This window comes from Paenibacillus konkukensis (assembly GCF_023523925.1).
GTDB lineage: Bacteria > Bacillota > Bacilli > Paenibacillales > NBRC-103111 > Paenibacillus_S > Paenibacillus_S doosanensis.
In genome coordinates, this window is sequence record NZ_CP027059.1 from 4,603,246 (window position 1) to 4,623,985 (window position 20,740).

19 protein-coding genes and 1 riboswitch are annotated in these 20,740 nt (G+C 54.7%); of the genes, 15 read left to right on the forward strand and 4 right to left on the reverse strand.

Annotated features, from left to right (window positions below):
- Positions 1-397: 397 nt before the first annotated feature.
- Positions 398-1,246, reverse strand: a complete 849-nt coding sequence (locus tag SK3146_RS19970) for an ABC transporter ATP-binding protein (protein ID WP_249860471.1) — start codon at positions 1,244-1,246, stop codon at positions 398-400.
- A 193-nt stretch (positions 1,247-1,439) separates the two neighbouring features.
- Between SK3146_RS19970 and SK3146_RS19975 the strand changes: the two genes are divergently transcribed.
- The 5 genes from SK3146_RS19975 to pdaA all read left to right on the forward strand — a co-directional run bounded on the left by SK3146_RS19975 (position 1,440) and on the right by pdaA (position 7,915).
- Entirely contained in the window at positions 1,440-3,029 is a 1,590-nt protein-coding gene (locus SK3146_RS19975) for an AraC family transcriptional regulator (protein WP_249860472.1), read from the forward strand.
- A 338-nt stretch (positions 3,030-3,367) separates the two neighbouring features.
- Positions 3,368-4,504 carry an MGDG synthase family glycosyltransferase gene (locus SK3146_RS19980; RefSeq protein ID WP_249860473.1) on the forward strand — a complete coding sequence of 379 codons (1,137 nt, stop codon included), beginning with the start codon at positions 3,368-3,370 and terminating at the stop codon, positions 4,502-4,504.
- Between the two features lie 100 nt (positions 4,505-4,604).
- On the forward strand, positions 4,605-5,756 hold the full coding sequence (locus SK3146_RS19985; RefSeq protein WP_249860474.1) for an MFS transporter: 1,152 nt from the start codon (positions 4,605-4,607) through the stop codon (positions 5,754-5,756).
- Positions 5,757-5,771: 15 nt separating this feature from the next.
- On the forward strand, positions 5,772-7,079 hold the full coding sequence (locus tag SK3146_RS19990; protein ID WP_249860475.1) for a polysaccharide deacetylase family protein: 1,308 nt from the start codon (positions 5,772-5,774) through the stop codon (positions 7,077-7,079).
- Positions 7,080-7,126: 47 nt separating this feature from the next.
- A complete protein-coding gene (gene pdaA, locus SK3146_RS19995; protein WP_249860476.1) occupies positions 7,127-7,915 on the forward strand; it encodes a delta-lactam-biosynthetic de-N-acetylase in 789 nt (262 codons plus the stop codon).
- A gap of 106 nt (positions 7,916-8,021) precedes the next feature.
- Here pdaA and SK3146_RS20000 read toward each other — a convergent pair whose 3' ends face one another.
- The gene (locus SK3146_RS20000) at positions 8,022-8,702 is read right to left on the reverse strand and encodes a TetR/AcrR family transcriptional regulator (RefSeq protein WP_249860477.1); all 681 of its coding nucleotides are present in this window, start codon (positions 8,700-8,702) and stop codon (positions 8,022-8,024) included.
- A gap of 256 nt (positions 8,703-8,958) precedes the next feature.
- Here SK3146_RS20000 and SK3146_RS20005 point away from each other — a divergent pair, with 256 nt between their 5' ends.
- The 10 genes from SK3146_RS20005 to SK3146_RS20050 all read left to right on the forward strand — a co-directional run bounded on the left by SK3146_RS20005 (position 8,959) and on the right by SK3146_RS20050 (position 19,379).
- Positions 8,959-9,717, forward strand: a complete 759-nt coding sequence (locus SK3146_RS20005; RefSeq protein ID WP_249860478.1) for an SDR family NAD(P)-dependent oxidoreductase — start codon at positions 8,959-8,961, stop codon at positions 9,715-9,717.
- Positions 9,718-9,984: 267 nt separating this feature from the next.
- Positions 9,985-10,824 carry an electron transfer flavoprotein subunit beta/FixA family protein gene (locus SK3146_RS20010; protein WP_249860479.1) on the forward strand — a complete coding sequence of 280 codons (840 nt, stop codon included), beginning with the start codon at positions 9,985-9,987 and terminating at the stop codon, positions 10,822-10,824.
- Positions 10,814-11,848: an electron transfer flavoprotein subunit alpha/FixB family protein gene (locus SK3146_RS20015; protein WP_249860480.1), complete on the forward strand. Its 1,035-nt coding sequence runs from the start codon at positions 10,814-10,816 to the stop codon at positions 11,846-11,848. Before SK3146_RS20010 ends, SK3146_RS20015 begins: the two co-directional genes overlap by 11 nt.
- On the forward strand, positions 11,832-13,127 hold the full coding sequence (locus SK3146_RS20020) for an FAD-dependent oxidoreductase (protein ID WP_249860481.1): 1,296 nt from the start codon (positions 11,832-11,834) through the stop codon (positions 13,125-13,127). The genes SK3146_RS20015 and SK3146_RS20020 overlap by 17 nt, the downstream gene beginning before the upstream one ends.
- On the forward strand, positions 13,109-13,423 hold the full coding sequence (locus SK3146_RS20025) for a ferredoxin family protein (RefSeq protein ID WP_249860482.1): 315 nt from the start codon (positions 13,109-13,111) through the stop codon (positions 13,421-13,423). Before SK3146_RS20020 ends, SK3146_RS20025 begins: the two co-directional genes overlap by 19 nt.
- The gene (locus SK3146_RS20030; RefSeq protein WP_249866539.1) at positions 13,420-13,584 is read left to right on the forward strand and encodes a hypothetical protein; all 165 of its coding nucleotides are present in this window, start codon (positions 13,420-13,422) and stop codon (positions 13,582-13,584) included. The genes SK3146_RS20025 and SK3146_RS20030 overlap by 4 nt, the downstream gene beginning before the upstream one ends.
- A gap of 184 nt (positions 13,585-13,768) precedes the next feature.
- Positions 13,769-14,605, forward strand: coding sequence for an NAD(P)-dependent oxidoreductase (locus tag SK3146_RS20035; RefSeq protein WP_249866375.1), 837 nt, complete (start codon positions 13,769-13,771; stop codon positions 14,603-14,605).
- 142 nt (positions 14,606-14,747) lie between these two features.
- Complete coding sequence (locus SK3146_RS20040; protein WP_249860275.1) at positions 14,748-16,235, forward strand: IS1182 family transposase; 1,488 nt, start codon at positions 14,748-14,750, stop codon at positions 16,233-16,235.
- A 271-nt stretch (positions 16,236-16,506) separates the two neighbouring features.
- A complete protein-coding gene (locus SK3146_RS20045; protein WP_249860483.1) occupies positions 16,507-17,481 on the forward strand; it encodes an NAD-dependent epimerase/dehydratase family protein in 975 nt (324 codons plus the stop codon).
- 208 nt (positions 17,482-17,689) lie between these two features.
- A riboswitch (purine riboswitch) is annotated at positions 17,690-17,789 on the forward strand.
- 150 nt (positions 17,790-17,939) lie between these two features.
- Positions 17,940-19,379 (forward strand): NAD(P)/FAD-dependent oxidoreductase, encoded by a 1,440-nt coding sequence (locus SK3146_RS20050; protein ID WP_249860484.1) that lies wholly within the window; start codon positions 17,940-17,942, stop codon positions 19,377-19,379.
- Between the two features lie 109 nt (positions 19,380-19,488).
- Here SK3146_RS20050 and SK3146_RS20055 read toward each other — a convergent pair whose 3' ends face one another.
- Both SK3146_RS20055 and SK3146_RS20060 read right to left on the reverse strand, forming a co-directional pair.
- On the reverse strand, positions 19,489-20,070 hold the full coding sequence (locus SK3146_RS20055) for a hypothetical protein (protein ID WP_249860485.1): 582 nt from the start codon (positions 20,068-20,070) through the stop codon (positions 19,489-19,491).
- Positions 20,071-20,098: 28 nt separating this feature from the next.
- Positions 20,099-20,632 (reverse strand): hypothetical protein, encoded by a 534-nt coding sequence (locus SK3146_RS20060; RefSeq protein WP_249860486.1) that lies wholly within the window; start codon positions 20,630-20,632, stop codon positions 20,099-20,101.
- Between the last annotated feature and the right edge of the window lie 108 nt (positions 20,633-20,740).

A 20,740-nucleotide genomic window follows, 5' to 3' on the forward strand; every position in this document is an offset into this window, starting at 1 on the left:
TACAAATTTCTTACGATAACAAAAAAGAGATGGCGGCGGACTGTTGCTCCGCATCGCAATCTCTAAAGGGTCTTGCTGCACTTTCTCTCTCTCTGCCTTGGAGGCGCGGCCGGCGGTTCCTGTGCGCCCGCCGGGTCGGCGTAAAGTCTAAACCTTGTTTCATATCTCTTGGATAATCTCTCTAAATGTCTGTATCTATTAGGGGAAGGATGCTCTTTCTGCAACAACATGCCGACATGAGTATAGACGGAGCGGCGTTTCATTATGTTGCGAGGGAATAAGTGGAAAAAGGGCGCCGACGCAAACAGCCCCGAAACGCCGCTCTTGCCGGAGAGGACGATTCGGGGCGTTCGATTCCGGCCGTTCGGCGGACGCGGCACAGCGCGGCGCCGGCTGCTTAGCGGGTGGCGGCGACAAGCTCCTTCTGCGCCGGAGCGGAAGCCGATCCCAGGCGGTCGTGAGCCAGCTCGTACGGCAGGCAAAGCGGAACGCCGGTACGCGGGTCGCGGATAATGTCGGCTTCGATGCCGAATACTTCGCGCAGCACATCCAGCGTCATGACCTCTTCCGGGGTGCCGCTGCTGATCACCTGACCGCTCTTGATGGCGACCATATGATGCGCGTAGCGCGTGGCATGGTTCAGGTCGTGAACGACCATAACGACGGTGCGCCGCTGCTCGCCGTTTAGCTTCTGCAGCAGCTTCAGCACCTCCAGCTGATGCGCCATATCGAGGAACGTGGTCGGCTCGTCGAGGAACAAGATGTCCGTTCCTTGCGCCAAGGCCATGGCGATCCAGGCGCGCTGGCGCTGGCCGCCCGACAGCTGATCGACGGGGCGGTCGTAAAATTCGTTCATGCCGGTCATTTCGATAGCCCAGCGGACGATATCCTTATCTTCCTTGGACAGCGATCCGAAGCCCTTCTGATGCGGGAAACGTCCGTAGGTGACAAGCTCCGACACGGTCAGCCCTTCCGGGGCGACCGGATTTTGCGGCAGGATGGCGAGCTGCTTCGCCACTTCCTTGGTCGATTGCTGATGGATCGACTTCCCGTCCAGGAATACGCCGCCGCTGGAAGGCTTCATAATTCTGGCCATCGTCTTGAGAATCGTCGATTTGCCGGACCCGTTAGAGCCGACCAAGGCGGTAATTTTTCCCGAAGGGATGCTGATATTTAAGTTGTTGACAATGGAACGTTCCCCGTAAGAAATATCCAATTGATTCGTGTATAAGCGCTCCTGCACCATGAGTCCACTCCTTTTGGCAAGCCTGATTGATCATGTGTTGAACACTGTGCCGTCATCCGATAATAATGAGAATCATTATCAAGATTATAAAGCAAAACGACCCCCGATTTCAATATAAATTTATTTGACATTGAGAATCATTTTCATTTAATATTGAAATGAATGCCATTTTTATGGGAGGATGTGAAAACCGATGCTATACAGGTCCGATTCCATACGTCATCTGCAGCTGGAATATGCTCAAACCGAGGAATTCAAGCTTCAGCCCGGGCTGAGCCAAGAGCTGTCTACTCGGGATGAGCATGCCTTCGGCTTCGTATTGCAGGAAAAATTAAAAGTAACCTTGACCGGTCAAGACCGCAGACGCTCCGGTAAAGCGCTGTGCGGAGAGCTATTTCTCGTCCCGCCGGACAGCCGGTGCGCGCTTGAAAATATATCGGAAGCGCCCGTTCAGCTACTTTTCATTCGCTTCCATTGCGCTCAGATCCAATGGGCGGATAAGACGCCGGGACCGCTGTACGCGGCGAAGGCCGAGCTGATCGACGATTACCAGCTGTATTGCTTCCGTACGCCGCAAATCCGCAGCTGGATTCAAGATTTCTTAAGCGATTGCGGCAGTCCGGAGCCCGCGCTGTACTATCAGCTGCAATCGCATTTGTACGCCATGGTGGCCGCGTTGATGATGGTCGTGCAAAATCCGCGCGAAATGGAACAGGACCTGGTCGCCTACGTGGAACGGACCCGGCAGTACATGGAGCAGCGCTATCATGAAGCGATGGACATGGAGGACATCGCCCGGCTGTCGGGAGCGAGCCCGAGCCGGTTTTACCAAGCTTTCCGCAGGCAGACCGGGCTGAGCCCGAATAAATTCATTACGAAGATCCGGCTCGACGCTTCGCTTTCCATGCTCGCCAATACGCTCTCCCCGGTCATTGATGTGGCGCATTCCGTCGGGTATCCGGACGAATATTATTTCAGCCGGCTTTTCAAGAAGCATATGGGGATCACCCCTACGGAATACGCCGCCCGGACGAAGAAAAAGATTGCCTGTCTGTCCCCCGTATTGTGCGGCGATCTGAGCGTGCTCGGCATTGCGCCCCAGCTGTCTCTGGACAGAGGCTGGATGGACGACGAGCCGGTCAAGGAGAAGGCGCTCCGGCGGATCGAACGATTCGAGCCCGAGCTCATCATTGCGCCGCCTCTGCCCGACGATGTGCACGAAACGTTGTCGGCCATCGCTCCCGTCGTCGTGATCGCCTGGAAGCAGTATCCCTGGAAAGAGCGGCTGCTCGACATCGGCGAGCTGTTCGGCTTGTCCAGCGTAGCCGAGAGATGGCTCTCGTATTTCGATATGAAGGTGGAGAATGCGCGGATTCATATTCGCCAGCATTTGGGCGACGAGCCGATGCTGCTCGTGCATGCCTCCGGAGAGGAGCGGTTCCGCGTCTTCGGCATGAAGATGAAGAAGATGAAGGATCTGTTCTACGACGATCTGCAAGTCATGCCTCCCTCGGGGCCGGCGCAGCATATCGGAGCGCTGGACGTCACTTCGCTAAGCGATGTTGCGAAGCTCGATTGCGATAACGTGCTGTTTCTGGTCGGTGCGGCCAAGCCGCAATCGTTCTGCGAGCAGCTCGCCGACCGTTGGAAGGGCTTGAAGCAGAGCCGCGGCAAGAAGCGCTGTCTGTTCGTGCGCCATGACGACCCGCTGCTGTATAATGCCGCGGCTCACGAAGGCTTGGTCGACCAGACGGTCCGTCTGCTGATGCAGTCGGGAAGTTAGCGGCTGCCGTTTACCGCAAATTGAAGGGATGGGCTTCATTCTGTTCGTCTAATCAGCGATTCGCGTGAATGGCTGACCAAAGCGTGATACAATAAGTTTGCTGCAAAACGCAGTCGGCTCGGCCGGGGCGTTTTGTGCGGCAAACTTTTTTTATTTGGCAAAGTAAAAACAAACTTCTTTATGCCGGGATGCCGGAATGGGGCATGCTTTCATGCGGAGTTACGTAGATATGTATGTGGAGTGAATTATTGATGAATCGATGACGGAGTGGTTTATTTTCAACAGGGAAATAACTATCATAATCAGTATATTTGGTTTTGTAGAAAGGGGGGGCTGCCATGAACCATAAACCTAAGATCTTGATCCTGACGGCGAGTTATGGAGACGGACATTTACAGGCTGCGCGGGCGCTGAAACAATCCTTTCTGAACCAGGGAGTGGAATGTGTTCGGGTCGTCGATCTCATGAGAGAAGCGCATCCTTTTTTAAATACAATTACAACGACTTTATACTTGACCAGCACCCAGACATCCAAATTCGGACTGGATTATTACGGCTGGAGCTATTATATGACGCGGGAGACGAAGCCGGATCTCGCCTGGAACCGTTATTTTAAAATTATCGGCAAGAAGAAGCTGAAGGAAATTATCGCCGAGGAGCGGCCGGACGCCATCATCAATACGTTTCCATTCGGAGCGACGCCGGAGCTGTGCCGCGGCCTTGGCATCCCGTGCTTTACGGTATTGACGGACTTCGCTCTGCATTCGCGCTGGATTCACCCGGATATCGACAAGTATTACGTAGCGGCGGAAGAGCTGAAGGAGCAGCTCGTCTCCATAGGCTGTGCCCCGCGGCAGGTTGAAGTAAGCGGCATTCCGATTCGCAGCGATTTTATCCGTTACGATTACAGCCAGCCTAACGAGTTTGCCATGCAAGTGGACCCTTGGCGCAAAAGCGTGCTGATTCTGGCCGGATCTTACGGCGTTCTCGGCAATGTCGACGAGATGATTCGCGAGCTGCTGGCGATCGATGACTGCCAGGTGGCCGTCGTCTGCGGGCGCAACCGGAAGCTGGAGCAGAAGCTGCTGGCGCAATACGCGGATCAGCCGGACGTGCATATTTTCGGTTTTTTGGAAAACATTCATCAATTGATGTCGATCTCCTCCTGCATCGTATCAAAGGCGGGCGGGCTGACTTTATCCGAGTCGCTGGCGCTGAGAATACCGCTGTTTATTTACAAGCCGTTCGCCGGACAAGAGAAAGAAAACGCGCTGTTTCTTGCCAACAAAGGAGTGGCTGCGATTTCTAACCATACCGAGGAGCTTGTGAGCCAAATCCGTTCGTTCTTCTCCGACGAGAAGCTGGCGGCCGACATTAAAGCGCGGATGACCAAGCTGCAGCCGAAATGCGCCGCGGAGTTTATTGCGGAGGATGTGCTTCGCACTGTGAACCGGACGGTCGGCGCGCATAAATAATCATGTCGGAGTCAGGGTATAATGCAGGTTAACGTATTATGCAGGAAGAAGGTGGGGCGAATTGTCCGAAGTTTCTCATAAACAAGCCTTTGCTGCACATATGATGTTATACGGTATTATTTTATTCCTTGTAGAATTTGTCCGCGGAGCTTTTCTCGTATCGTTCCTGCCGACGTATGCGGTGAAAGCGTTGGGCTTTTCCGTTACGGCGGTAGGTTGGGCGGTTTCCATTCATTACATAACGGATACGCTGATCAAATGCTTCGCAGGCTACTTGCTCGACCGGTTTCCGCTGCGGTTTATCGTGCCGCTGGGGCTCGCCGTATCGATGGGCGGTCTTTGGCTGATGTACAGCGTACATTCGCTCTGGCTGCTTATCGCCGCCTCGGCATTGTTCGGCATCGGGTTGTCGCCGATCTGGCTTGTCTGCCTGAGCAAGGTGAGGCCCGAGCATAGGGCGGAGCATATGGGAATGCTGTATACGTGCTGGCTCGCCGGTCTGGGCTCAGGGCCCATCGTGCTTAATTTTATTATGGATAAGAGCTATTCCTTGTCTTTCTGGATCATGCTGGTCTTATGGGGAATCGGTCTGGCCTTATCGTTACTCATCACCAATACGAAGTTATCCGCTCCTGAACCTATTCCCCTTCAACAACAAATCGCCATGCTCTGGGAACGGCTTCGCTCGATGAAGAAGCTGGTTCCCGGCATGACCCTGCAAACGATGGCGGCAGGCATGCTCGTTCCCGTGCTTCCCGGCTTCACCACCAATTATTTAGGCTTCAATTATTCCCAATATTCCTACCTGCTTATTGCCGGCGGTCTGTTAACCGTCGGGGCGCTCATACCTATGGGGCGGCTGTCCGATCGATTCGGTAAAAAATGGTTTCTGGTCTTAGGCTTCGCGGCCTTCGCTTTGACCCTGTTTTCTTTGACGCTTGCCTTTCATCTCTGGGTCGCCATGCTGCTTGCCGCGGTGCTCGGGATTTCCTATGCCGCCGTACTGCCGGCCTGGAACGCTCTGATCGCTCATTACGTCCCCAAAAATCATGAGGGAATGGGATGGGGGTTGTTCTCCAGCGTCGAAGGCATAGGCGTCATTATCGGTCCTGTGCTGGGAGGATGGATAGCGGATACATTCAGCGAAAGCATGACCGTATTGGCCAGCGCCGTCCTGCTGGGAGCCATCGCCGTGTATTACTTTCTGTCCCCGCCGGAAAGCTCCGCTTCACAGGCCGCAGTTGAACATTAGGAAGGAGGAATGGCCATGGGGCCTGTATTCTGGTTCATCCTGATTGCGCTCTGCATTTATACGGTAATCCCCACTTTGCTGGTGCGGCTGCTCGGATGGGGAGTGTACCGGAGGGGAGAGATGCGGCGGACGGCGTATTTGACGTTCGACGACGGCCCGGACCCCGAATATACGCCGAAGCTGCTTGATCTGCTGCGGCAGTACGGCGTCAAGGCGACGTTCTTCGTGCTCGGAGCCAAGGCGCAGGAGCATCCCGAGCTGATCCGGCGAATGCGCGGCGAAGGGCATCTGATCGGCATCCATAACTACTCCCACTGGGCCAACGCCCTGATGTCGCCCGGGAAAGTGCGGCGGCAGATTGCGGCGGCGGCCAGGGTGATCGAAGAAATTACCGGGGAGCGGCCTGTGTATTACCGGCCTCCTTGGGGGATCATCAACCTGTTTGACTTCGGGCTGCTCCGGGAATTCCGCATGGTGCTCTGGTCGCTGATTCCGGGGGATTGGCGCAGCCGCGGAGGCAAAGCGAGAATTCAGCGCAGGCTGGAGTCGCGGTTTAGGGACGGAGCGGTGATCGTGCTTCACGACAGCGGACAGACGCTGGGGGCGGACGAGGACGCTCCGCAGTACATGCTGCAGGCGCTGGAGGAGTTCATCGGCGGCATGCGCGAGCGGCAGTATACGTTCCTTAGGGTAGACGAGCTGAACCGGGAGAAGGGGAAGCCGTCCGGTCTCGCCTGGTATCGCAGACTCCCCGTTGCGCTGTGGCTGAAGTGGGAAGCGGTTTATCATGCGCTGTTCGCGCTGGAGCCGGTCGATCCCGACAATCGGCTGCTGTATTACCGGGTGTGCACTTATCACGGACGCAGCATTTTGCTGCCGGACGGCGAGGAAATCCGCAAGGGCGACCGCGTGATCGAGCTGCATTTCAACAATGAAATGATCTTCCATATCGCAGGGGGGACCCGGTCGATGATGCAGCTGGCCGTTCAGCTCATCCGGGCGGTGCAGGAGCTTCTCCCCAAGATGGCGGAGCGGCTTATGAGCGACGCCGTGACGCGCGACATTAAGGGGATCTACGGCATTACCATGATTAACCGCGGTCCCAAGCAGTTCGGATTCACCGTCACCGATCTGCCCAAAGGGTTGTTCTATATCGTCAGCAAGCTGTACTTGCGGCTGCTGCTGCTGGTCATTCATCCCCAGGGGAAACAGCGGCTGGAGGTGAAGAAGGAGCTGCTGACGCCCAAAGTGCTCGCCATATCGGCCAAGGAGCTGCAGCGGCGGTATTCCGCTTCCCCCGAGTACATAACCGTTTCCGAATAGGGCATATTATCCCTGAGCTTATTTTAACGCCAAGGGGTGAATCGCTTTTGAAACGAGTCGCTGTACTTGCCGTTTCACTGCTGCTGCTTGCCTTGACGATTCCGTTCTCTGTGCAAGCCGGCGAAGCGGCGACGGGCAACCCGTATCATTTCGGGTTCAAAAAAAGCAAGAACCAGCAGCTGGCCTCTATCAATGAAGAAGGCTTCAAGGACATTATTCAGAAAAACGAAGCCATTTTTCTCGGGGACGTCTCCCGCAAGGAGCTTTATCTCACCTTCGACAACGGCTATGAGAACGGATATACTCCGAAAATTTTGGACGTTTTGAAGGAGCATAAGGTTCCGGCGATTTTTTTCGTCACCGGGCATTTCGTGAAGGAGCAGCCGGAGCTGGTGAAGCGGATGGTCGCTGAAGGCCATTTGATCGGCAACCACTCGTGGAGTCATCCGGATATGAGTCAAATTTCCAACGCCCGCCTGCAGGAGGAACTGGCGAAGGTACAGACCGCCGTCAGCAGCTTGACCAGCCAGAAGGAGATGCATTACTTGCGGCCGCCCCGCGGCATCTTCAACGACCGTATTCTGGCGGCCAGCAAGGAGCTCGGGTATACGAGCGTCTTTTGGTCGGTCGCCTACCGGGATTGGGAGCCGAAAGCGCAAAAAGGCTGGAAGTACGCTTACGATAACGTGATGGGCCAGCTGCATCCGGGCGCCGTCATTTTGCTCCATTCCGTCTCCAGCGATAACGCCGAAGCGCTCGGACGCATCATTACCGCTGCGCGGGAACAGGGCTATGAGTTCAAAAGCCTGGATCAGATGGAGAAGAGAACCTATTAGCTGTAAGGGAAGGCGCCGCGCTGCGGCGCTTTTTTGCACTAAAGAAAAAGCCCTGCCCCAAAAGGCAGAGCCTGCAACGCTACCGGCAACAGCCGATATTGGCGTTCTATGCATCCGAAGCAGATCCGGAGCCGCGCGGCCCCCGCAAATACTCCAAAAATATGCTTTTCATAAGCAGCAGCTGGGTTCCGGCATCCATATCGGATTCCAGCATGACGATGTTTTTTTGCAAGGACAGCTTCTGCGCAAATATGCCGAACGCGTTGGCCATAGTCGACAGCGTCTCTTGGATCGGAATATCCGAACGGATCGAGCCGTCGCGGATGCCTTCTTCGATAATACGACGGTAGATCGCCGAAATCCGGTGATATACGGCGTTATATTTGTCGATATCCTCCAGAGGCTCCGGCGATTGGGCGGCATAGCTTTGGAAGGCTTCCAACAGCTTCGTCCGCTCTTCGCGGCTTTCTCTGCTGAAGGAGACGAAATAATCGAACACGCGCTCAAGCTTGCTTAGGCAGCTTTCTTGTCTCTGGGCGATTTCCTCGAAGACAGGGGCTTCAGATTCCATAAGCTTCGTAGCGACCGCGACGATTAATTTATCTTTTTTGGGAAAATAGCGAAACAAGGTGGCGATGCCTACGTTATCTTCCTTGGCTACATCCTGCATGGTGGCTTTCTCCAAGCCTTTGCGCAGAAACACGCGTTCCGCGGACGCGATAATGCTGCTGAGTCGCTGCTGCTTGCCTTCAAGCCGTTCCTGTTCCCATCTGCTTTTGGGGTCCATTTGCGCTTCAACTCCTCAACCAAGTCATGTCATAATCGATGCCATGCTATCAAAAGGACCAATCGTTGTCAATGTTGGAAGGCATTCTCTCGCTTGAATGCGGGGAGGCGGGATTGAAAAGAAAAATAAGCGGTGATATAATGAGTATTGCAATGATATTATTACTATCATGATGATTGTTGATATATCATACCTCATTATTTTATCTTATCTTCCGAGGATAGAACACCCATACTGCTAAAGGAGCTGGATGAACGTGGAAAATACGAACCCGATTGCAGTCATTACCGGAGCAGGAAGCGGCATAGGCAGAGCAAGCAGCTTGAAGCTCGCCAAGAACGGAGCCAAGGTGGTGTTGGTCGATTACAATAAAGAAGCCGGAGAAGAAACCTTGAAGCTCGTGCAGGAGCAAGGAGGCGAAGGAATCTTCGTGCAGGCTAACGTCGCCAAGAGCGAGGATGTCCAATATTATGTGAACGAAGCCATGAAGACATACGGACGGATCGATGTCTTTTTCAATAACGCGGGAATTATTCAACCGTTCTCGATGCTTGCGGATACCGAGGAAGCGGAATTCGACCGCATCATGTCGGTCAACGTCAAAGGGGTGTTCCTCGGCTTGAAATATGTGTTGAAAGTGATGGAGAGCCAAGGCGGCGGCACGATCATTAATACGGCCTCCACGGCGGGAATTCGCAGCGAGCATAGCGCGGGCGTGTACTCGGCAAGCAAGCATGCGGTAATCGGATTGACCAAATCGGCGGCGCTGGAATATGTGAAAAAAGGCATTCGCGTCAACGCCATTTGTCCGGGAGGCGTAAAAACGGCTCTGACGGACAGCGTTCCCGTGACCATGCAGCAAACCGGCTATGTGCCGGAGGAAGTGTCGGTTATGAGAATGGGACGCTTCGCGCAGCCGGATGAGATCGCCGGCATGGTGGCGTTCCTCGCTTCCGACGAGTCCAGCTATATGACCGGCTCGATTGTGCTTGTCGACGGCGGGTTGACTCTGTAAAGGCCGCTTAAGCGATAGGCAGGAGCAGATTGTAAAGGAACATTGAGACACACGACCGATGGCCGTGTGTCTTTTTGGCGTCGACGCGCCCGGTCAGGGCGGGTTTACTGCATGTTCCCGGCCGTGCGGAAATAAAAGCGCGGCCGGACGCTGCGGCCCGGTTCTGTTATGCATTTTATCCCGCCGCGGCTTATATATTAAAGTATTGGGTGTTCATAGCAAGGCAAGCTTTGCGATTGATGCCGATCATGGAGAGGGGCTGCGTCTATGCTTCATATTGTCGCCTGTATTAAGCAGGTGCCGGATACGAAGATCATCAAGATGAACCCGAAGACGAATACGATGGACCGGGCGAGCGCGCCGGCGATTTTGAACCCGTACGACGCCCACGCGGTAGAGGAAGCGGTGCGGCTTAAGCGCAGATACGGGGGGACTGTGTCCGTGCTGACGATGGGGCCGCCGCCTGCCGTCAAGGCGATTAAGAAATGCATCGAGATCGGAGCGGATGAGGGGTATTTGATCACCGACCGCGCTTTTGCCGGGGCCGATACGCTGGCTACGAGCTATTCGCTGACCAAGGCGCTGGAGAAGATCGCGCAAAGCGCGCCGATCGATCTGATCATCTGCGGTAAAATGACGATCGACGGGGATACGGGCCAAGTCGGCCCGGGCATAGCCCGCCGGCTGGACATCCCGCCGCTCACCTCGGTGAACAAGGTTGCGGAAGTCAACCGGGAGGAGGGATACGCCATCGTACACCGCAAGCTGGAGGACGGCTATGAGGTCGTCCGGTCCAAGCTGCCGTGCCTCTTGTCGGTGGAGAAGGAGATCAACGAGGTGCCTTATTCGGCCATGCCCGACGTCATTCGAGCCGCCCGTTACCAGCCGCATATTTGGTCGGTTAACGATTTGGAGGGCGTAGACCGGACCCAGCTGGGCCTTAAGGGCTCTCCTACGATCGTTTCCTCGGTGTGGGCTCCGCCGAAGCCGCAGGGCGGCGAACTATTACAGGGAACGCCCCAAGAGCAAATCGACCGGCTCATCGGCATCCTGCTTACGAAGCGGGAGCTGTTCCAAACGGGAGGCGGTGCTGCGGATGAGCTTTGACGATTATCGCGGCGTATGGGTGTTCATTGAAGCGAAGGACGGGGCGGTCGCTCCCGTATCTCTGGAGCTGCTGGGAGCGGGCAGGACGCTTGCCGACAAGCGGAAGACGGAGCTGGCCGGCGTGCTTATCGGCCATCGGGTGACCGGACTCGCGGCGGCGGCATTCGAATACGGCGCAGATACCGTATACGTCTACGACGATCCGATCTTTACCCATTATCGCACGGAAACGTTTATGAAAGCGCTGCTCGCTTGTACGCAGAAATATAAACCGGAAATTATTTTGTACGGGGCGACCTCCACAGGCAAAGATTTGGCCAGCGCGGTAGCGACCGATCTGCCGACGGGACTGACTGCGGATACGACGTTGCTGGATGTCGAGGAGGATACGGGGCTGCTGCTGGCGAGCCGTCCTGCCTTTGGCGGCAATATTATGGCGACGATTTTGTGCAAGAAGTACAGACCGCAGATGGCTACCGTTCGCCCCAAAGTTATGAAAGCGTTGCCGCGGGAGGAAGGGCGCACAGGGAAGCTCATCGAAGAGAGCATTCCGCTGCAGGAAGAGGATGTGCGAACCAAGGTGCTCGAAATAGTCCGCCGGACGACGCAGCAAGTGCGCATTGACGAAGCCGATATTGTCGTGTCCGGCGGCAAGGGAATGGGCGGGCCGGAAGGCTTTCAGCTGATTCACCGGCTGGCCGGGGTGCTCGGAGCCGCCGTCGGGGCGAGCCGCGATGTCGTCGAAGCGGGCTGGATCGAGCATCACCATCAGGTAGGGCAGACCGGGGTCACGGTGACGCCCAAAATTTATTTTGCCATCGGTATTTCCGGCGCGATTCAGCATATTGTCGGGATGCAAAATTCGGGCTTGATCATTGCGATCAACAAGGACCCGGAGGCGGCGATCTTTCAATCCTGCCACTATGGGATCGTCGGCGACGCGTTCGAGATTATCCCGCTGCTGATCGAGCAGTTTACCAAGGCATTGGGCGGAAAGGAAGACGGCTATGTCGGAAAAGTTTGATTGCATCGTCGTCGGCGCGGGGCCCGCGGGCATCGCTTGCGCTTACGAGCTGGCGAAAGCCGGCGTCGACGTGCTGCTGCTGGAGAGGGGAGAGTACCCAGGCTCCAAAAACGTGATGGGAGGCGTGCTGTACCGCAAGATGATGGAGGACGTCATCCCCGAGTTCTACAAGGAAGCTCCGCTGGAGCGGCCTATTGTCGAGCAGCGGTTTATGATGCTGGATAAGGAGTCGGCGCTGACCTTCGGCTATAAGGGACTGGAGTGGGCGCGCGAGCCGTACAATAACTTCACCGTGCTGCGGGCCAAATTCGATCAGTGGTTTGCGCAGAAGGCGGTCGATCAGGGCGCGCTGCTGATCAATGAAACGGTGGCGCTGGAATGCATCGTCGAAGAGGGCCGGGTCGTCGGGGTGCGTACGGACCGTCCGGACGGCGATCTGTACGCCGATGTCGTCGTGCTGGCCGACGGCGTGAACTCCCTGCTGGCGAAATCGCTCGGCTTCCACAAGGAATTCAAGCCCGACGAAGTGGCGCTGGCGACGATGGAGATCGTCAAGATGGACCGCAAGGTGATCGAGGACCGTTTTAACCTGGAGGAAGGCCAGGGCTGCACGATCGAGCTGTTCGGCGACGCGACCAAAGGCATCCTAGGCACAGGCTTTCTATATACCAATAAAGATACGCTCAGCATAGGCGTCGGCACGTTACTGTCCGGGCTGATCAAGCATAAAATAAAACCGTACGAACTTCTCGAATACGTCAAGCGTCATCCGATGATCCGGCCGTATTTGCAAGGCGGCGAGCCGCAGGAATACCTGGCCCATCTTATTCCCGAGGGCGGCTACCATTCGATGCCGAAAGTCGTCGGCAACGGCGTTCTGGTCGTCGGGGATGCGGCGCAGCTGGTCAATGCGATTCATAGGGAAGGCTCGAACATGGCTATGACGTCCGGGCGGCTGGCGGCGGAGACGATCGTCATGGCCAAACAGGCGGGCAATTTCTCCGAAGACATGCTGGATTATTACCGGCAGCGGCTGATGGAGAGCTTCGTCGGTCAAGATTTGCATAAATACAAGGATGCCACCCATCATTTCGACAAATTCCCGCAATATTTCGAGGAATACATCCCGATGATGAACAGAGCGGCCAGCCAGATGTTCACCGTAGACGGAACCTCCAAGCGGGAGAAGCAGCGAAAAATATGGCGAGACATCGGCACGGCCAAGCAGAAACTGAAATTGGCCCGCGACATGTACCGGGCATGGAAGGTGATGAAGTGATGAGCGAGCAGGGGAAAGCCGCGAGCATCGAAGAGAAACAGTACCTCCTTCGCTTCAACGCAGATACGAAATCCCATCTTACCGTTCTCAACGCAAATACGTGTTTGACGCAATGCCCGGATAAAATCTGTACGATTTTTTGTCCGGCGGAAGTATACAAGTGGGAAGATATCCGCATGCATGTCGGTTACGAGGGATGTCACGAATGCGGAAGCTGCCGGATCGGGTGCCCCCACCAAAACATTAAATGGGAGTACCCGAAGGGCGGTCATGGAATCGTCTTTAGACTGGGGTGACCGGAATGTTTGAAGTAGGCGATCGCGTCGTGTTTGTGCTTGATGGCGCCAAGGGCGTCATTGTGGAAGCCGAAGCGGAGGTAGGCTTCTATCACATCATTTGGGAGGACCGTTTTACGAGCTGGGAGAAAGAAGAGATGCTGGAGAAACCGAAGGAATAATTCGAATGCGCTTTCTTTGCGCCCTTTTGCCCTGCTCTCCACAAATTGACAATCCTAATCCGCAGTGTTAGTTTGGTTACAGGATGGCTGCATCATCCCAGCTGAAGATTTCAAACGAAAAGGGGACTTCATCTTGGAACGAACTGCGGAAAACACGGTAATCGGTTTTATCGGCACAGGGGTTATGGGCAAAAGCATGGCCGGCCACCTGATGAGCAAAGGCTACAAGCTGCATGTCTACAGCCGTACGAAGGAGAAGGCGGAATCGTTGGTAGCCCAAGGGGCGTCCTGGCACTCATCGCCTGCCGCGCTGGCTCCATTGTGCGACGTCATCATTACGATGGTGGGCTATCCCCGCGACGTTGAGGAAGTGTATTTGGGAGACCAAGGCGTCATTCCGTTCGCCAAGCAGGGAGCGCTTGTCATAGACATGACGACCTCCAGTCCTTCGCTTGCCAAGCGGATTGAGGAAGAGGCGTCGAAGCGGGGAATCTGGGCGCTGGACGCTCCCGTTTCCGGCGGGGATATCGGGGCCAGAGAGGCGCGCCTGTCCATTATGGCGGGCGGCAGCAAGGAAGCCTTCGAGCAGGCCGTACCCGTTCTGGAAGCGATGGGGACGCAGATCGTCCATCAAGGGCCTGCGGGCTCCGGCCAATTTACGAAGATGTGCAATCAGATTGCCATCGCATCCAATATGATGGGCGTCTGCGAGGCGCTGATTTATGCCGAGAAGGCAGGGCTCGACCCGTCTACCGTATTGAAAAGCATCCAGTCGGGGGCCGCAGGGAGCTTCTCCTTGAGCAATCTCGCTCCGCGGGTGATCAACGGAGATTATGCGCCCGGCTTCTATGTGAAGCATTTTATTAAGGATATGCAAATTGCGCTGGACTCTGCGAAGGAAATGAATCTGGACCTGCCTGGATTGTCGCTTGCTCTTTCGTTATACGAACGGCTGGCCCGAATGGGAGAAGAGGATAGCGGCACGCAGGCGTTGTTCAAGGTGTATTTGCAGCAGCAATAACGGACGGGAACAAGAGAGAGGGCTGTAATCGGCCCTCTTTTTTGCCGTTCCTAGGAGTCTGTCCGACGAAACAGGAAAAGCATAGTTTCGTCGCGAAACTTAACTGTAATCTGTTTATCTGGTAAAAAAGGGTGTGTGGTTTATGGCAAAATTTAAATCTTACTCCACGGAACAAGGTGAATTGTTTCCGATGTATTTGAGCGATTGGATCCCTGAAGATCATTTAGTGCGGCTTGTTAGCGACATCGTGGATCAGTTAGATCTCACGGTCATGACAAATCGGTATTCCCATCGCGGAGAAGAAGCCTATCACCCCGCCATGCTTTTGAAGTTATGGTTCTATGGCTATGCTACGGGTGTGTTCACCTCCCGGACCCTTCGTCAGGCTATGGATGAAAATATTCCTTTTCGTTGGCTATGTGGCGGCCATCGACCGGATTTCCGTACGCTCAGCGATTTTCGAAAGGATCACCTCGAATCATTACCGGGACTTTTCAAACAAGTGGTACACATCGCCATACAGCTAGGGTACGTGTCCCTCGGTCATGTCAGCATCGATGGTTCGAAGCTGAAAGCCCATGCATCGAAGCATAAGTCGATGTCGCGAGATCGGATGAACCAGGAAATCGAGCGTCTGGAAAAGGAAATCCGCGAAGCTCTCGAGCAAGCCGGCCAGATAGACGACCAAGAGAACGAAGAGCCCCTTTCGCTGTTGCCGGAATCGGTGACCAATCGCCAATCCCGACTTGAAAAAATCAGAGAGGCGCTCAGACAGTTGGAAGCTCGCAAACCGGTAGAGGAATCGAAGACACCGGACAAAGATCAATTTAACTTTACCGATCCAGATTCCCAAATCATGGATACGAAAACCCAAGGCGTCATCCAAGGATATAATCCGCAAATTGCCGTAGATGCGGATCAGGGATTCATCGTCGGACTGCAGATGAACCCTAGCAGCAGCGACCAACACCAATTCCAGCCGGTGCTCGGTTCCATCCGCAACATAACGGGAAAGGTGCCCGAGAAAGTGAGTGCGGACGCAGGGTACTTTAGTGCGGACAACATTCAGGCGGCGACGAAGGCCGAGACCGACGCCTACATCGCGGCAACCCGTGAAAACAAGCAGCACGGGAATCCGTACGATAAAACCAACTTTACGTATATCCCGGAAACGGATACCTATGTGTGCCCAGCGGGACAAACGCTGATCCACAAGTACACATACTATGAAAAGGATCCTCAAAAAGCGACTCAATGGGTGTATATGAGCGATGCCTGCCTGACCTGCCCGTTTCAAAAGGACTGCGTTAAGTCCGGATCCGGTAAACGAAGGGTCAAACGCAATGAAGGCGATCCGATCCGAGAAGCCATGAGAACCAAAGTGCAAAGCGATGCCGGTAAAGACATTTACCGGTTACGTAAAGCCATCGTGGAACCCGCGTGGGGGCAAATGAAAGAATGTCAGGGCTTTCGTCAGTTTCACCTCCGTGGCGAAGATAAGGTTGAGGGTGAGTTCGTCCTTTTGGCTTTAAGCTATAATTTAAGAAAGCTTCATTCTGCCAAATATCCCAAACCATCCACGGTGTATAAACGGGAGAGGTCTGCCCAAAAACGTAAAAAAGCGGCGTAACTCCCACAAAGGCAAAGAAAGACACAGTGATTATACTCAAATCGTGATGAAAAATCATTTGAAAACCGAGTCTTACTCCGAAGGGACCTACAAAAGTAACTCCGTCGGACAGACTCCTAGATGTGAACGCGGTCATGGTGGACGTGTTGCCGAAGCACAGAACGGTGCCTTCTCTTGAAAATTAGTTATTGACCAATCACTAACCTATTGGTATAGTTTAATCATTAATTAGTGACTGATCAATTACAATTCGAAGGAGAGTTGCTGTCTGATGAAAAAAGCGATTGTAGTAGGCGCGACGGGCGGAACCGGTGCGGTGGTTACGGCCGAGTTGGTCAAAAGGGGTGTGCCCGTCATTGCCTTCGGACGTTCACGCCGTAAGCTGGAGGAGCTTGCGGATGAGCTTGGCCATCCTTCGCATCTGTCATTATCCGTCGGGGACGCTTTCCGGCCCGATGACATAGCCGTAGCGTCGACAGAAGCGGATGTATTGTTCCATTGCGCGAACGTCCCTTACCATGAGATGGAAAGCAAACTGATTCCGCTAGGCGAGTCGGTCATGGAAGCGGCTAACCGATTGAGCTTGAAGGTGGTGGCGGTAGACGGCATTTACCCTTACGGACGGGGACGGTCGGACTGGATAACCGAGGAGCATCCGAAGCAGCCTCATACGAAGAAGGGGCGAGTGCGGCTTGCTTTTGAGAAGATGATCTTTAGCGGCAGATGGCCGCATGCGCGCGCAATGATTGTCCGATTGCCGGACTATTACGGACCGACTGCGAATCAAGCTTCGTATTTGGGCGGAACGTTCGAAGCGATCGCTGCGGGCAAACCGGCCTTCTTCATCGGAAACATGAAGGTTCCCCGTGAATATGTGTACTTGCCGGACGCGGCCGTAATGATTGTCGAGCTTGCGGGACGCGATCAGGCGTATGGTCAAAATTGGCATATTCCCGGCTCCGATATCATTTCCGGATATGAAATCGTTCGGATCGCCCGGCAAGCGAGCGGCATGAAGAAACCGGTCATTTCGCTCGGCCGGACCGGGTTAACGCTGCTCGGTTTATTTGTCCCCGTCATGAAGGAGGTTGTCGAAATGCTGTACTTAACCGAAGAGCCGCTGCGCCTAAGCGGAGACAAATACAAGCGGCATATCGGCCCGATCCCGGCAACGAAGCCGGCCGACGGCATTGCAGCGACGATTCGCGAATTGCAGAAAAGAATGCATGTCAAAAATCCATCGTAAAATACGAATATGAACCTGGCAGCGTTTTTGCTGGAAAAAGCCGGCCCGAGAAACATCGGACGATAGATAACAACGTTCGTGTTTTTTATCGAAAATTCCATGGTACAAAGATGAAACCTGTTATATTTCGCCTAAATACGAATGAATTCCGCCGAATCTCTTGACAATTGTAATGAACTGATTTACCATTCTAGATGGCAATGGAATATGACGCAACTTAACAACTGTTCGTATATCTTCGGCGATATGGGCCGGAGGTCTCTACAAGGAACCTTAAATTCCTGGCTACGAGTGGGCGGGCTTACCGTACCTTCTCGCAGCCGGGGTTTTTTGTTGTTATCGGGTATTGCCGCCGAATAGCAATATCCCGAAATGCAATGAAATCGTTTTCTCGAAGGGTCTTCGGTTGCTCGCAGCGGTATGGCAATGAATTCTATCTTGCGGAGGAGCTAAGAAGGATGAGCAGACGTTATGATGTCATTATTGTAGGAGCCGGACCGGCGGGGATTTTCGCCGCTTATGAATTATTGTTGAAAGCGCCGCATTTGAAGGTGCTGCTTATGGATAAAGGTCATGATATCGACAGCCGGCGCTGTCCGATTCTGGAGGAGAAGATCAAGCTGTGTCCGCCGCCAGCGGGCAAAAAATCTTATGCAGGCTGTCTTCCCGCCTGTTCCATCACGAGCGGGTTCGGAGGAGCGGGAGCGTACAGCGACGGCAAGTTCAATATTACGACGGAGTTCGGAGGCTGGCTGACTGATTATTTGGCTCCGTCCAAAGTGCTTGAACTGATCACTTATGTAGACCGCCTCAACCTGGAGCACGGCGCTCCGGATACGATTACGGACCCGCTGACCGACGTCGTCCGCTCGATCGAGCAGCGCGGCTACGCGGCGGGACTAAAGCTGCTGCGGGCGCAGGTGCGCCACCTGGGCACGGAGAAAAATTTGGAGATTCTGCAATCGATCAACCGCCATTTGAAGCGGCATATCGATATGATGTACAAGACGGAGGCGGCCGACATCTTGACGGTCAAAGAAGACGGTCGCCAGCGCGTGAAAGGCGTCGCGCTCGCAAACGGCGAGGAGATCGAGGCGGATTACGTTATCGTTGCGCCGGGGCGGGACGGGTCCGCTTGGCTGACGGACATTCTGAAGAGACGGCGCATCCCGATGTTTAACAACCAGGTGGATGTCGGAGTGCGCGTGGAAACCTCGGATGTCGTGATGCAGGAAATCAACGAGCATTTATATGAGGGTAAATTTATTTTCAATACGTCGGTCGGGACGCGCGTCCGCACGTTCTGCAGCAATCCGTCCGGCCATGTGGTGGTGGAGAATCACAGCGGCGTTATGGCGGCCAACGGCCACGCGTACAAGGACCCTGCACTCGGTTCGGCCAACACGAACTTTGCGCTGCTTGTCTCGCATCGCTTCACGGAGCCGTTCGACAAGCCGAACGAATATGCCCGGGAAATATGCAAGCGGGCCAACGATTTATCGAGCGGAGGCGTGATCGTGCAAAAGTACGGCGATATTATCCGCGGGCGCCGTTCCACCGAAGGGCGCATCAAGGAGGGGTTCCTCGAGCCGACGCTCAAAGAGGCCGTGCCCGGCGATTTGGGCCTTGTACTGCCGTACAATACGATGAAAAGTCTGATCGAAATGGTCGAGGCGCTCGACAAGGTCACGCCTGGCATCGCTTCCGAGCATACGCTGTTCTACGGCGTGGAAGCGAAGTTTTATTCCGCGCGGCCGAAGCTGACCTCGCAGCTGGAGAGCGAGATCGGCGGTTTGTACTGCGGCGGCGACGGCGCGGGAGTAACCCGGGGACTGGCGCAGGCCGGAGCCGCGGGCATCTGGATCGCGCGCTCCATAGTGGAGCGGGTAGCCCCGTAGTGCGGAAGGCTGTGTCTGGAGCCGGTAAGAAGAACGATAGTTGAAGAATAAGAGCCGAGTGCCTCTAGTTGAGGCCCCGGCTCTTTTTTGCATTACGGGTCATCCTCCTTCATGCCTCCCACCATGCGATATTCAAAGTCGTCGAAAGGACGCCGGCAACGCTCAAAGAGGCGCTGAGCGTCGCAGCTATCGATTGTCCTGCCGGCACTACGATGCTTCCCGTCTGCTCGAGCGCGAATTGTCCGGCATTGACAGGAAGCGCAAAAAAGGCCGTGCCGCCGGAGACGGCCGAGGTGGAGGAATTGGCCGTCATGACGCTGACGTTGGCGCTGGAGAAGTTGGTGTTCAATTTGCTTGCCGACGTAGGGGAAGTCAGGGTTCCTCCTTTGATCAGCGTAAAGTTGGCGGAGAAGGAGGACAAAAGGTTTAGCGAAATGCCCGTCCCCCCTGCAATGCGCGACACGTACAGCGTCTTGCCGCTGGAACCGGGATTGCTGATTTGCAATGTAATGGTGACGGACCCTCCCAACAGCCCCAGCGAGGAAGAATTGGAGGCGGTTGAGATATACATGCTGCCGTTGCTGCCGGCGCTTGTCTCCGGAGGGGCGACCGTTCCGGGAGAGCTGTAAGCATTGGTGATAAGGGTAAACACGGGTTGGTTCTGCGGATTGAAGACGGAATGGTTCGGCATAGTTCTCCTCTCCTTGCAAGGCTGTTGTTTAAAATTCCCACCAGACTATGTTAATGGACGCGGTCAATGCTCCGGTACCTACCGTTACCGTTAAGATTTGTCCTACCGGGACGACGATGCTGCCGGTCAACGGGATGCTGTACAGACCTGAGGAGACGGGCAGACTGATCACGTTGATAAAGGTTGCCCCCAAAGTGCCTGTGTTCTGCTTCGTCGTCATGCTGCTCTTACTCGTGCTTCCAAACAGCATATTGACGGGAACGGGGTTCGTACCGCCCGTTATCGTGCCGCCGGAGTAGACGAAAACCGCAGCCGAACCCGTGACTCCTCCCATAATGCGCGATACGTACATGGTTTTGCCGCTGCCGGCGGGATTGACTGCTTGCAGCAGCAAGCTTTGGCTTGCCGGAACACTGACGCTGCCGGAGGAGAGCGTGTATAGAATTCCGGATTTGGCTGCGCTTCCTTCGGGTTCGGATTCGATTCCCGGTGAAGTGTACGTATTCGTCATTTGAGTGTACAAAGGGCTGTTCGATTTATTGAATACGGAATAATTCGTCATCGGCACACCTGCTTTTTTTCAGTTCATAGGCTAACTGCATTCATCGCGCGATACTATACAATATGTAAGTATAGAATTGCGTTGTTTGGGTTTATTGGTAACGATTTA